Below are 12,977 nucleotides of genomic sequence, written 5' to 3' on the forward strand. Positions count from 1 at the left end.
TCAACGTACTTGATTGATCAGCGTTGCGCCGCGCGTAGCAACACGATCACCCGCCTTCAAACCAGCCGTCACCGCGATCGACATGCCGTCAAGCGCCTCCGTCATCACCACGCGCGGTTCAAATTTCTCCGGCGCGGTTTTCACCCAGACGATGGTCTGGTTCGATGAACTCTTCATGAGCGATGAGACAGGCACCGCAATCGCGTTCACTTTTGTTTTGCTCTGCACAAACACGCGCACTGGTTGCCCGATGGCCAGCATCGATAGCGACGCATCATTGGCTTTGAATATCAACGGCAATGCCTGCTCGCGAAGTGACCGCGTTGCACCGACAAAGGTCAGCGTCGCCCGTTTGTCGCCGATGGCAATCGTTGCCGCGCCAATGTCTGCGGCCATCGCAGGGTCAAACGCGATTGCTTCGATACGCAGGCGAGTCGGGTCAATCACCTCAAACAGCACCTCACGCGCATCAACCACCTGACCGCTCACCACACTGGCCGATGCGATGACGCCGCTGATCGGCGCAACCAGTGTGTCACGACTGGTGAGCCCACTGCCCAGCGCATTCGCACGCGCCGTGAGGCTGGCGATTTCGTTTTCTGTGGCCTCAATTTCCTTGCGCGGAATGGTGTCGGCCAGTTCCCTCTGTCGTGCCAGTCGCTTCTCAGCCAGCGCCTTGTTACCGCGCAACTCCGCAATCAGCGCAGTCTGGTTGGAGCGCTCAATCTGCCCGGACGATGGAATCACATAGGCCAGCACTTCACCTTTGCGCACAGTCTGCCCTGCGCTTGGCAGTCCACGCGGGCCGGGTTCAATGCGACCGGCAATCGTCGGCTGCACTTTGCCACCCGCATTCGGATCCATCATGACTTTGCCCGCGAGTTCCGTCGTACGGGGCAAATCTGCGACTGCGGCGAGCATGGTGAGCACACCAAGTTGTCGCTGCGCAGGCTTCGGCAGAAACACGCTGCCGTCGGGTTGCCGTTGGGGGCCGCCCGCGTTGGTTGCGGGACCACTGTCGCCGTGGTCGTGGCCTTCACCTGCCTTGAGCGGTGTGGACATCGTGATCAGCAAAGGAACAAAGGCTATCGTCAATAATTTGCGCCAGTTCATGCTGCCGCTCCCATACGATTGCGGCCGTTGCGGCGGTTTGCGACAAAGCGTCGAGCGCCTAAGAACAACAGCAGAGTGGCAATAAGCCCGCCTCCACCCCAAAGCGCCGTGCGTTGCCAGCCGTGCGATTGCACGCTGGTTGCAGCAGTGGCAGCGGCTGGGCCATGAATATCGAAGTCCCCGGTGAGCAAATCGCTATCCGCGCCCGCTTTTACCGTTAGCGTTATCGGATATTCGCCCGCCTTTGCGAACGGTTTCGCGTCAAAGTGATACTCGCCGAGCTTCGCTTCGAATTTACCAACCTGCTTGATGCCGGTGCTCGCAAGCTCAACCGTGGCATTGACCACCGGTTCGTTCGTTGCAGCGCGGTCGATGTAGACCACCAGTTCGTCCTTGCCGAGCACACCGACCGCTTCAAATAAATCCGATTGCACAGTGAAACGCGGCAGCGCAGGGCCAGATGCGGAGGGCTTGGCGTCACCGTGGTCATGGCCTTCTACCGCCATCGCCAGAGAAACCAATAAGACGCCTGCGGCAGCGGCGCTTACTTTGACTACAGAAGAGAAAATCATGGCAACAGTCCCAGAGATTGATTGACACGCGAGATCGCGTGTTTGAGTTCGATGCGGGCGCGGCTGAGCGCCAGACTGGCGTTCGCGCGTTCGCCCTCCGCGCGCAAGCGCGTTGGCAAGTCCAGCTCGCCCAGGCGATAGGCTTTGGCATAAAGCGTTGCGACTTCATTCGCCAGCCGCTCGCGCTCGGTCAGTGCGCTGATGCGACGCTCTGCGCTTGTCACTGCGGCTTGCGCACTTGCCGCCTCCGCCTGCAAATGTTGGCGCTGCAGCGGGATGCTGGCTTGGGCTTCGGCTAGTTCCGCGCTCGCCTGTGCGATGCGCGGGGCTGCGCGCTGCGATCCACCGAACGGCACCGAGATGCCGATACGCGCAGTGGACGCGTTGCCACCACCGTTGCTGCGTTCATTAGTCAGCGCGAACGACACCGTGGGCGCGCCATTGGTCAAGCCAGAAGCTTCGCTCAACTTCGCTCGCGCAAGCTGTGACGTTTGAGTGGCCAGCAACAGCGCTGGATGCTCGTCACGAATCTGCTGCGCGCTCCCGTCGCGTGCCTCCGCCCGATCCGACAATCCGCGACTGGCCGCATCGCCGATCAACCCACGTAAAACCTGCCGCGCGACGAGCAAGCGTTGCTCCACTTCCACGCGTGTCGAGCGCAGCGTTTGCACATTCAGGTCCGCTTGCAGCGTGTCCACGCGGGCAGAGTCGCCCGCAGCAGTTCGCCGTGCGGAATCAGCCGCAACAACCTCAGAGCGTTTGACCTCATCATCTGCCAATACCAACTCGCTTGCCGCGAGCTGCACCGCCCAGTAGGCATCTCGCACCTCGCCCGCCAGCTTGAGCGAAAGTTGCGCAAGGTTGGCGGTGTAGACAGAAGACTCACCGCGCACGCTGGCGCGTTGCAGTGAACGCCGTGAAGCGGTGGCAATCGGCGCACTGATTTCGACTTCGAGTTCGCGTGCGCCGTCGCGGTTGCCCGTTTTGAGGCCAGAGGCAATGGTCGGGCTGTCGGCCAGCCACGAATCGGCGAGCGCTTCACGCGCTTGCAGTTCGCGCTGACGCTCGCTCGCTGCCAGCGTCCACGGTTGCTGCGCCAACGCAAGCTGAAAGGCCTCGGCAATCGATATTGACGCTGCGGACGCGGTCACACCAGTTGGCACGGGTGGCGCGTTTTGTGCAGCCACAGGCAGCGCGGCAATGCTGGCGCACATGGCGATGACCAGCAGGGATCGGGCCCCCACAGGTGCTCGGGGAAAAAGGCACATATTCGGTTCTCCGGAATCAAAAAATGATCAGGTGGGAACCGACGAGGAAAACGGCTAAAACGTCTGACGCCAATGCGTCAGGACTGTGAATGAGTAACGTCCTCGTCGGCTAGACGAGGCAAGACCAGTTGGGGCGCTCCGGGCGCTCGCTAATCGCGCTGCGATGATGCTTTTCGCGTCCGTTGGGGCTAATGGCCGCAACAATCTCCGCTCGCTCAAAATCAGCGCGTGCTTCAATCATGGCGGGCGAATGGAAGAAGTGACAGATGCCGCATTCGCCGTGAGCGCGAGATGCGGAATCGTCCGTGTCCAATGCACCTGCTGAAGCTTCTGCGGCAACGTCATGCGAGTGAAATGCGTTGTCATGATAACGGTGTCCGCCAGTGGCGTGCTCAGTGGCGTCGACCGAAGCCGCCAGCACAAACTGGAACGGCAGGACGCACAGCAATAACAGGGTAATGAACCGACGCATGATGGATTAGTGTAATGACTTCCGTGAAAGTTCCGGCGTGCGCAACAGCCGCAAGCCGTTGAACACGACCAGCAAGCTCGCGCCCATATCAGCAAACACAGCCATCCACATCGTCGCATTACCGAACAGCGCGAGTCCCATGAACACGACTTTGATGCCGAGTGCGAGCGTGATGTTCTGCCACAAAATGGCATGGGTTCGCTTTGACAAGCGAATGGTTTCCGGGATACGGCGCAGATCGTCGTTCATCACGGCGATGTCAGCGGCTTCCATCGCGGTGTCGGTGCCAGCCCCGCCCATCGCGAAACCAATGTCGGCCTGAGCCAGCGCTGGTGCATCGTTGATGCCGTCGCCCGTCATGGCCGTTGCGCCGTATTGTCGCTGCATCTCTTGAATCGCCTTGAGCTTGTCTTCCGGCAACAAATTGCCTCGGGCGTCTTTGATTCCGGCAAGACCCGCGACGGTGCTCGCGGTGGCAGCGTTGTCGCCGGTAAGCATGACCGGTGTGACGCCCAAGGCAATCAATTCAGCCACCGCCTGCTTCGATGAAGCTTTGATCGTGTCGGCGACCGCCAACAGTGCGATCACCGCCTTATCGGTCGCGAGCAAGGTCACTGTGCGGCCCTGACGTTCGTGTTCCTGTAACTTGGCTTCAATCGCAGGGCTGCAGATGCCGCGCTCCTCGATCAAACGATGATTGCCGAGCCAATACTGTTCGCCATCAATGATGCCGCTGACGCCACGACCGGCAATCGCAGTGAACGTTTCGACGGTTTGTGACGTCGCCTCCAAGCCTGCTGCAACCGCCTTGGACACCGGATGATCCGATTGCGCGGCGAGACTATGCGCGAGCGTTGCTGTGGCTTCTCGCGAATGGCTCTCCGTCAACATTTCAAACGCAACGAGCTTGGGTTTGCCTTCCGTGACAGTGCCAGTTTTGTCGAGCGCAATGGCTTTGAGGTTGCGCGCCGCTTCCAAGTATGTGCCGCCTTTGATCAGAATGCCGCGTCGCGCCGCCGCTGCGAGTGCGCTCACGACGGTCACTGGGGTCGAGATCACCAACGCGCACGGGCAGGCAATCACCAGCAGCACGAGCGCTTTGTAGGCGGCGAGCGTCCACGTCCAACCGAGTAGCCACGGTGTGAGGAGCGCGACTGCCAGTGCAAGTGCAAAAACGGCTGGCGTGTAGATAGCAGCGAAGCGATCAACAAAGCGCTGCGTCGGCGCACGTGTGCCTTGTGCCTGCTCGACTGCGTGAATGATGCGCGCCAAGGTGCTGTTGCTCGCCACGGCGGTAATCTTGAGTTCAAGCGTTGCCGTCTCATTGATCGTGCCTGCGAATACGGTGTCACCGGGTTGCTTGTCGACCGGGATGCTTTCTCCCGTCACCGGTGCCTGGTTGATCGCACTGTTGCCGCTGACAATCACACCGTCCAGCGGAATCCGTTCACCCGGTTTCACCCGAACGAGCGCGGCGAGCGGCACAGCGCTCGACAGCATGCGCGCATAGCTGCCGTCCGCCTGCTTAACATCTGATTCTTCCGGGGCGAGCGCCATGAGGCTCTTAATGGCATTGCGCGCACGATCCACCGACCTGGCTTCAATCAGTTCGGCTATCGCGTACAACGCCATGACCATAGCGGCTTCTGGCCATTGGCCAATCAGGAAAGCACCGGTGACGGCGACCGTCATCAAGGCATTGATGTTCAACCGACCATGCCGAAGCGCGCCAAAGCCTTTGCTGTACGTGGATAGTCCCGCCAACCCGATGGCAACAGCGGCAAGCAGCATGCCTGTGGCCTTCCACGGTATGGTATCGGGCGCAAAGTACGAAAGCGCTTCGGCTGCGACTGCGAAGGCGAGTGCCGCGAAGTAGCGCGTCACTTCTGACCAGCCACTTCCCGATTCACTGCTGTGGTCATGGTCGTGATGATCGTGTTCAGCATGCGACTGGTCGCCGGCTGCGTTGTCAGCGCTAGTTTGACGCGTCCCGTCGGCGACAGGCTGCGGAGAGAAGCCTGCCTTACGAATTGCTTCAAGCGCGGGTTGCAACGCAGCATCGTCCGCATCAATCGCGAGCGTTCGCGCTCGGAGCTGAAATGACAAGGATCGAATGCCCGCAATTGGCTCCAGCGCTCGCCGAATCTCACCTTCCTCCGACGCGCAATCCATCGTAGAAATTCGCCAAAGGGTGCTCCGCGGTGAAGCAACAGCAAGCAATGGATTCGTCAATTCGACCGGTGAAGGAACATCACAACAGACGGAACTTTCGCAGCTCGTCTGGGTTTCAGGAATTTTGGCGGAAGACATAGCGAGGCCGATACATCGACAGGATGATCGCATTAAAAACCCTGTAGCCGCTACAGAGTCAAGCGTAAAATTTGATGATCGAACCATCCTCTGTAAAAAGGCAGCCATGCGCATCGGTGAACTTGCAGAATCGACTGGCGTAGACGTAGAAACCGTGCGCTACTATGAGAAGTCAGGCCTGTTGCCGCCACCGGCGCGTGAGGCCAATGGCTATCGCAGCTACGGCAAGCCGCATCTTGAGCGCTTAGCGTTCATTCGCCACTGTCGGGCGCTCGACATGCCGCTGGCAGACATCACGCGATTGCTCAATTTCGTGGATCGACCGGCATCGGACTGTGGCGACATCAATGTTCTTGTCGATGAGCAAATCGGTCGCGTCAAGGCGCGCTTGAAGAGCATGCGAGCGCTGGAGAAACAACTGACAGCATTGCGTCGCCAATGCAACGAGCCGCATTCAACAAAGGAATGTGGCATCCTGCACGAGTTGGTTTCTGCGGCGCACGGCGAGGCGTGTGCCTGCCACGCGGAGCATTGAATTATGAGAACCGGACAAATCGGCGTTGCCGGCGCGCTATTCGCTGCGGCGCTGTTTGGGGCCAGCACGCCGTTTGCCAAACTGCTACTTGCGCAGATCGAACCGTGGTTGTTAGCCGCGCTGCTGTATCTAGGCTCAGGTATCGGCCTCTACCTCGCGCGTAGGGTAACGCGGTCAAAAACGCCGACGCTGAGTCGAACCGATTGGCGTTGGCTGCTGCTCGCGGTGCTCTTGGGCGGTATCGTTGCACCGGTACTACTGGTATTTGGTTTGCTGGGCATGACAGGATCTGGCGCGTCGCTACTGCTCAACGCTGAAGCTGTTCTCACTGCCGTGATTGCATGGGTCGTTTTCAAGGAGAACGTGGATGGTCGAGTTGCGCTCGGTCTGGTCTGTATCGTCGCTGGTGGCATCGTGCTCGGTTGGGGAGAAACCGTCGGGGGCAACTGGCTGTCAGCGTTGGCCGTCGTGGGGGCATGCCTCGGCTGGGGACTCGACAACAATTTCACACGCAAAGTAGCGCTGAATGACGCATCCTTCATCGCCATGGTCAAGGGACTGGTGGCGGGCACCACCAATCTCGTGATTGCGTTGGCAACGGGCGCAACGATACCGGCTGCGTCGGCCGTAGGTGCCGCCGCTGTACTCGGTTTTGCGTGCTACGGTGTAAGTCTGGTGCTTTTCATCATCGCGCTGCGTCATCTTGGCACCGCGCGGGCTGGGGCGTACTTTGCCGTGGCGCCGTTTCTCGGCGCGGCGCTGTCCCTGCTGCTGCTTGACGAAGCTGTCACCGCGTCGCTGGTAGTGGCAGGGATGTTGATGACCATCGGTGTGTGGTTGCATCTGTCCGAGCAGCATGCCCACGTGCACGATCATGAAGCCTTGTCACACACGCACAGCCACGTGCATGGTCCCGAGGACGATCACCATGATCACACACACGACGGCCCGATAGCGCCAGGCACTCGACATTCGCATCCGCACGTTCATCGGGCGCAAACGCACTCCCATCCGCATGTACCTGATGCTCATCACGTACACACGCACTGACGTTTGATCCCCTGCTACGGTTCCCGTTGCCGTTGATCAATAGAAACTATGGCGGAATCCAATGGTATTGCCTTCTTCCGCGCACAGTTGACTAGCGGCGTAGTATCTTGCTGACATTGATTGCGTTTGATTTCAGTCAGGTGGGTGGGCCTGTTTTCCGATTAGCGAGCACCATCGCCCTCAAGGGCTCCCTTCTGCAACGCCGCAAGGCGTCCCTTGAGCGGTAACGCCTCACATTGGCGGATACGCCTCCCTTGCTGGGCGAAGCCGCAGCTCTAGACGCCGCAGGTGGGATTTCCGTTTTTAGATCGATTCCCAGCAGGGGGTTGACAGCCAATCGGTGTCGATTTGATTTCCGGAATCTATGAAGTCGCGGAACAGGTGATCGTCGAATTCCGTGTGTACCCCATGGTCATAGCCCATCGGGTCGAAAAGAAGTGGCCCCATTCGTCAAGACAACAAACCCCGAAAGATAAGTGGAACTCGGAGGGTGGGTTGAGAGCGTAGCGTTATCCACGGCGCGCGCGAAAACTCGTCGTATAGAGCACGTTTCGCGCGCGCCGTGGGTAACGCGGAGCACGCCGGTTCGCTTCATTCTACGCAGCCGCCTTCAAGCTCCGTGCCGCCAGTTTCTCCCGTGAATTGTCGTAGGCTTGTTTCGGCGTCTGCTCCATTTCGTTGGAAGTGTGCGGTCGCTGCTCGTTGTACCAGTCGATGTACTCAGCCACGTCGGCGCGTGCCTGGCTCACCGTATCGTAGGCACGCTTGTAGATGCGCTCGTATTTGATTGTTCGCCAGAAGCGTTCGACGAAGACGTTGTCGCGCCACGCCCCCCTACCGTCCATCGATAGCTTGATGTTGCGCGTCGTGATCGCCTCAACGAATTTGAGCGCGGTGAACTGGCTGCCCTGATCGGTGTTGACGATCTCGGGCGTACCGAAGCGATGGATCGCCTGCTCGACGATCTCGACGGCGTGATACGCCTCCAGCGTGGTGCAGAGCTTGTGCGCGAGCACTCGGCGGCTGGCCACGTCGATCACGGCGGTGAGGTAGGCGAAGCCGTGACGCATCGGGATGTAGGTGGTGTCGAGCGCCCAGACCGTGTTGGCGTCCATCTGTTCGAAGTTGATGCTGCCGAGCAGGTAGGGGAACACCTTGTGCCGGGGGCCACGCCCTCGCTTGCTGGTGCCGGGCTTTGGACACTGCGCCTCAATCCCCATGCGCCGCATGAGGGTGGCGACGTGCTTGCGCCCCAAGGGTTGTTGCTCGATCCAGGGCTTGATCGATGCGTCGCGCCTGAGCATGCGCAAGAGGCCCCGCGAGCCCCAGAACGGCTGCTCCAGATGCAGCTCATCGATGCGCCGCATCAGCGCCAGATCGCGCTCGGAGACCGCCACGGCCTGGTAGTACACCGCCGAGCGGCTGATGCCAACCAGCGTGGCCTGCCGCGTCAGCGATAGTTTGTGCGTCCGGTCGATCATTTCCCGGCGCTCAGCAATCCGACCTTGGTGAGCGCGCGTTCTAAAAAATCAATCTCCAAGGCTTGTTGCCCAATCTTGGTCTGGGCCTTGACGAGCGCTTCGTCGTCGCCAGCGGCCAGCGTCGTGCTCCCGCCAAAGGCGAGTGTGGCGCGCTCCAGCAATAGCTTCTTCCATTCGCTGATCTGGTTGGCGTGAACGTCAAAACGTGCCACCAACTCGGCTGTCGTTGCGTCCTCCCGCAGCGCTGCCAGGGCAACCCTGGCTTTGAATTCCGGTGTGAGCTTGCGCCGCTGGCGCCGAATTGCGCTGCTCTTCTTCGTTGACATCGAATAGTCTTTCTCGCGGCTTCCGCCGCGTCATTTGCTATCCGAGTTTCCACTTATCCTGCTGTCTTGAAATGTGGGGCCACTTCTAAATCCGTCGCGTCGTCTACGTGAATACCCATTCCACTTGGATCACAACCGCAATCAATGTAACCGGCAAGATTGCCCGCGAGCGCGATGTGTCTAACGGGAAAGTCGTCGGGCGAATCGTCGAAGCCCATTTCGTTGCGGTCAAACGGCTCCAAATCGCTCCATCGGCTGTCGATCCAGGCAAATGCTTGGCCGGCGGCAGGTACTCCTGTTGACCGGGCGATGCGGGGTCGCCTGTTTTGGGGGGGCGGTACTTCCGGTTTTGTGATGTACCAGCAAGCGAACATTACATACGCCACGACCACGAACAAGAGCAGTGACTTCGCAGCAGCGCAGGCGAGCGCAACGATTAACAGCAGGGCGCTGCCAGCAACTATCGTCTGAGTCCTATTTGTTGAGGTGAGCATTGCTATGGTTCCGATAGTTGTCACTCGTTGCGCCGGCTTTTCTTGGCGGCATTAGTCAAGCCGTTGGGCAGCAGTTATTAATTAGCGAAAGTATTACATAAACCGTGTCTTTTTAAAATAAGAACTTTGTGTTTGGTATTGATAAACGAATGCAAACTAGGTCATTTGAAGATGGCGCACCGGCGCAAAATATGATCAGCCCCTGAATCGATTGCATATTTGAGGTAGTCACTTGCAAACGCATCGACTGCCAGACCCGTGTAGCAGCAAGCTCTACTTGGTAAATCGGTTCGAAGAAGCGCGATCGAACCGGAGCAACAAATGCGCGCGGTCCGATGAACCGAAATCCTTGCCATCGACATGAACTCGATCACACTGGTCCCACCTTGGTAGCTCAAGCGATAGTTCGCCTATGATCGAACAAGACGCATCATTTGCACTTGGTGGAGAAGCGTCTCTGCACTAGGGCAACGCTGAACAAGCCATTGATTTCAATGGTGACGGTGAGTGCGGCGAGTCAAAGTTACGCACGACGAGATTTTTGGGCCGCAGTGGTCCGATTTCGCTCCAATGAGTGCCGTATCGGCCCCACGGGCGTGCTTTACGCCCACTGCGGGCGCACTCATGCCATCAGGCGCTTGCGCGCCAGGTAGATGTTGGCCAGACCGAGCGCCACGAACGAGCGCGTCGCGTTCTTCGCCAAGCCACGGTAGCGCACCTTGCTGAAGCCCCACAGCCGCTTGACCACCGCGAACACGTGCTCCACACGGGCGCGCACCCTGGACTTGTTGCGGTTCTTCGCCCGCTCGACTTCGTCTATCTCGCCACCGCTGCGCACCCGCTGGTTGGTGAAGTCCCGCGCCTGTGGCGCCTTCGAGCTGATCAACTCCTTCTGGCTGGCATAGGCGCTGTCGCCGTACACGCGCCGCTCGGCTCCGTGCAGCAGCTCAGGCAGCGGGTGCTTGTCGTGCACGTTCGCCGCAGTCACCACCGCGCTGTGCGTCAGCCCTGTGCGGCTGTCCACCCCGATGTGCATCTTCATGCCGAAGTACCACTGCTGGCCCTTCTTCGTCTGGCACATCTCGGGATCACGCGCCTTCTCGGCGTTCTTCGTCGAACTCGGGGCGCCGATGATGGTGGCATCCACAATCGTGCCCGTACCTACCTTCAGCCCCCGCTCCTGCAGTACCCGACCGACCGTGGCAAACAGTTGCTCGCCCAGCTTGTGCTGCTCCAGAAGACGGCGGAACTTCAACAGCGTCGTGCCGTCGGGCACGCGCTCGCGGCCAAGGTCGATACCCACAAAGCGGCGCAGTGCCGTGCTGTCCAGCAATGCCTCCTCGCAGGCCTCGTCTGCCAGGTTGAACCAGTGCTGCACGAAGTACATGCGCAGCATGCGCTCCAGCCCAACCGGCGGGCGCCCATTGCCCGGCTTGGGATAGTGCGGCTCAATGACGGCGCACAGTTCGGACCACGGCACGATCTGCTCCATCGTTGCGAGGAACACGTCGCGCTTGGTTGCGCGCCGGTACTGTTCAAATCCGGCACCTTGATCGGCCGCTGCAGCTAGAGTCTGTTGCTTCATACATTCATAACGTCGCTACAGCTCTACGGTGGACTTGTTCAGTGTTGCCCTAGGGTCCTTCCTGGCAGAGCGCCAGATTGGCGCCGTGCAGATTTCGGCGTTGATCAGCCAACTGCGAGGGGATTGGTCCAGCCTAGACGACGATCCGGCTGATGACGACCCCGAGCAGTTCGGCGACGAGCAGGACGATCGGCTTGGTGCCCGATGGGCAGATGGTGACGAGGCTGCTATCGCACCGCTCATGCTCGATGGGTTGGAGGCAGCGGCCAGCAAAGGCAACGCTCTCGCTCACTACGCCCTGGCGCTGATCCATGCCCCCGACGACGATGACGACACCGACCGGGGGGCGGGAAGCTCCTACTGGCACTCCCAGGCACAACAGGGTCGTGTGCTGACAGGCGTGGAAAAGGAGTGGGCAGAGGCCCATGCGGCTCGACTCACTCAAGCGAACAAGTACGCCAGCCATCTTCGCGAGGCTGGTCGACTCGGCAATCAACATGCGCTCCTCGACTTGGCGGAACGCTTTGGTGACCCGTCATTCTTCGAGCGGCCGCGTCACGATGTTGGTGCAGATCCATCGGCCATTGCCGAGATTGCCGAGCGACTGGGGCGCGTGGCTGATGCGAAGCACTGGCTTACCGTGGCTGCCGAGAATGGGGACACGGACGCCATGCTCCGCCTGATCGAGGAGCACGATCAAGGAGATCTGGCTCGGTGCTGGACTTGGGTGTATCTGTCCAGGCTAGTCGGCACGGACCTGTCCAAGGACGCTTACTACGCGATCAACGAGGACGGCTCGGACTACGACGATGATGTCGGCGGTCCCGCCTATGCAGCGGGCCGCGACGGCATAGATCTCGCCCCTATCAGCGCCGAGCAAGATGCGGCTGCCAAGCAGGCCGCGCAGGGTCTGTTCGAGCAGATTCAGCGGGCCGCTGCTGTCGAGCCAAGGCGGTAAGGTCGGAACGGACAGCCTCCTGGCCGCGGCAGTTCCCCTCCGGGTAGGCAATGCCGCGATCCAACCGCTTGAACCGTCCGCGCGTAACCCGTTGATTTGAAAGGGTGCTGAACTGTGCCTTTGCGGACTCCGGGCCATTCGCGGAGAGCGAAGCCCGGGAGAAGAATGGCCAGGAGAGAGCGAAAAGCGGCCGAGAACGGGCCAGACAGGCAACCGGCGAAGTCCGCAGGTGTCCGCATGAACCCGCGCAAACACGCGGGAACTGTCGGCAACAGACGAGAAAAAGCCCCAACTGAGAACAGTTGGGGCTTCAATAGTGGTGGACCCGGCGGGAATTGAACCCGCGTCCGAAAGCCATCGATGGTCAGGACTACATGCTTAGCTCAGTGATTTGATCTTGCCGTTGACGCGAGCATGAGCACCCTCGCCACCAGCCAGCCCGCTTGATTTCGGATGCGCGCCGCAGACACTCACGCACCCTACCCGTGGGAAGATGATGTTGCTGCTTTACCAGTTGCCCGGCTCGGCGCAGAGTCCACGTCCCCTGCTGCAACACTCGAACCTAGTTTTTAATTAGGCTGCGAGACGGCTTTCGCCGTAGAAGCTATCGTTTGCAATTAAATTGCTTTGCAGCGGATTTACGAGGAGCTACCCCTCGACATGCCCCAAGCGCATATCAGAACTCCCGTCGAAACCAGGTCGGGCCCGGAAATCGTGGTGAGCGCAAAACGCGTTCAGTAAGTGACTATGTTAGTCCGTCGCCAGACATTTCAACCGCGACAGATGCCTGCGGCGATTGCGACGAATCGTCTC

11 protein-coding genes and 1 other RNA gene are annotated in these 12,977 nt (G+C 59.8%); 3 read left to right on the top strand and 9 right to left on the bottom strand.

All coding sequences use genetic code 11. From position 1 onward, the window contains the following. The 5 genes from FKL89_RS15315 to FKL89_RS15335 all read right to left on the bottom strand — a co-directional run bounded on the left by FKL89_RS15315 (position 1) and on the right by FKL89_RS15335 (position 5,735). Positions 1-1,113, bottom strand: a complete 1,113-nt coding sequence (locus FKL89_RS15315; protein WP_156863625.1) for an efflux RND transporter periplasmic adaptor subunit — start codon at positions 1,111-1,113, stop codon at positions 1-3. Next, positions 1,110-1,685 carry a hypothetical protein gene (locus FKL89_RS15320; protein WP_156863626.1) on the bottom strand — a complete coding sequence of 192 codons (576 nt, stop codon included), beginning with the start codon at positions 1,683-1,685 and terminating at the stop codon, positions 1,110-1,112. Before FKL89_RS15320 ends, FKL89_RS15315 begins: the two co-directional genes overlap by 4 nt. Further along, a complete protein-coding gene (locus FKL89_RS15325) occupies positions 1,682-2,929 on the bottom strand; it encodes a TolC family protein (protein ID WP_162527541.1) in 1,248 nt (415 codons plus the stop codon). The genes FKL89_RS15320 and FKL89_RS15325 overlap by 4 nt, the downstream gene beginning before the upstream one ends. Positions 2,930-3,062: 133 nt before the next feature. Next, complete coding sequence (locus tag FKL89_RS15330) at positions 3,063-3,425, bottom strand: DUF2946 family protein (RefSeq protein ID WP_156863628.1); 363 nt, start codon at positions 3,423-3,425, stop codon at positions 3,063-3,065. Between the two features lie 6 nt (positions 3,426-3,431). Beyond that, on the bottom strand, positions 3,432-5,735 hold the full coding sequence (locus tag FKL89_RS15335; protein ID WP_156863629.1) for a heavy metal translocating P-type ATPase: 2,304 nt from the start codon (positions 5,733-5,735) through the stop codon (positions 3,432-3,434). Positions 5,736-5,841: 106 nt separating this feature from the next. On the opposite strand from FKL89_RS15335, the gene cadR reads away from it, so the two are divergent. Both cadR and FKL89_RS15345 read left to right on the top strand, forming a co-directional pair. Continuing rightward, positions 5,842-6,270: a Cd(II)/Pb(II)-responsive transcriptional regulator gene (gene cadR, locus FKL89_RS15340; RefSeq protein ID WP_156864737.1), complete on the top strand. Its 429-nt coding sequence runs from the start codon at positions 5,842-5,844 to the stop codon at positions 6,268-6,270. Between the two features lie 3 nt (positions 6,271-6,273). Beyond that, a complete protein-coding gene (locus FKL89_RS15345) occupies positions 6,274-7,320 on the top strand; it encodes a DMT family transporter (RefSeq protein ID WP_156863630.1) in 1,047 nt (348 codons plus the stop codon). Between the two features lie 596 nt (positions 7,321-7,916). On the opposite strand, the gene FKL89_RS15350 is transcribed toward FKL89_RS15345, so the two are convergent. The 3 genes from FKL89_RS15350 to FKL89_RS15360 form a co-directional block, all read right to left on the bottom strand. After that, a protein-coding gene (locus tag FKL89_RS15350; RefSeq protein ID WP_156860844.1) for an IS3 family transposase occupies positions 7,917-9,127 on the bottom strand; the annotation gives its coding sequence in 2 pieces (ribosomal slippage) (positions 7,917-8,842 and positions 8,842-9,127; 1,212 coding nt in all). A gap of 53 nt (positions 9,128-9,180) precedes the next feature. Continuing rightward, the gene (locus tag FKL89_RS15355) at positions 9,181-9,621 is read right to left on the bottom strand and encodes a hypothetical protein (RefSeq protein ID WP_156863631.1); all 441 of its coding nucleotides are present in this window, start codon (positions 9,619-9,621) and stop codon (positions 9,181-9,183) included. Between the two features lie 622 nt (positions 9,622-10,243). After that, positions 10,244-11,206 carry an IS5 family transposase gene (locus FKL89_RS15360; protein ID WP_156863518.1) on the bottom strand — a complete coding sequence of 321 codons (963 nt, stop codon included), beginning with the start codon at positions 11,204-11,206 and terminating at the stop codon, positions 10,244-10,246. Between the two features lie 34 nt (positions 11,207-11,240). On the opposite strand from FKL89_RS15360, the gene FKL89_RS15365 reads away from it, so the two are divergent. Further along, the gene (locus FKL89_RS15365; protein ID WP_181955201.1) at positions 11,241-12,164 is read left to right on the top strand and encodes a hypothetical protein; all 924 of its coding nucleotides are present in this window, start codon (positions 11,241-11,243) and stop codon (positions 12,162-12,164) included. Between the two features lie 317 nt (positions 12,165-12,481). On the opposite strand, the gene ssrA is transcribed toward FKL89_RS15365, so the two are convergent. Beyond that, positions 12,482-12,871, bottom strand: a transfer-messenger RNA (tmRNA) gene (gene ssrA, locus FKL89_RS15370). Positions 12,872-12,977 lie beyond the last annotated feature (106 nt).

The organism is Casimicrobium huifangae (assembly GCF_009746125.1).
GTDB classification, from domain to species: Bacteria; Pseudomonadota; Gammaproteobacteria; order Burkholderiales; family Casimicrobiaceae; genus Casimicrobium; species Casimicrobium huifangae.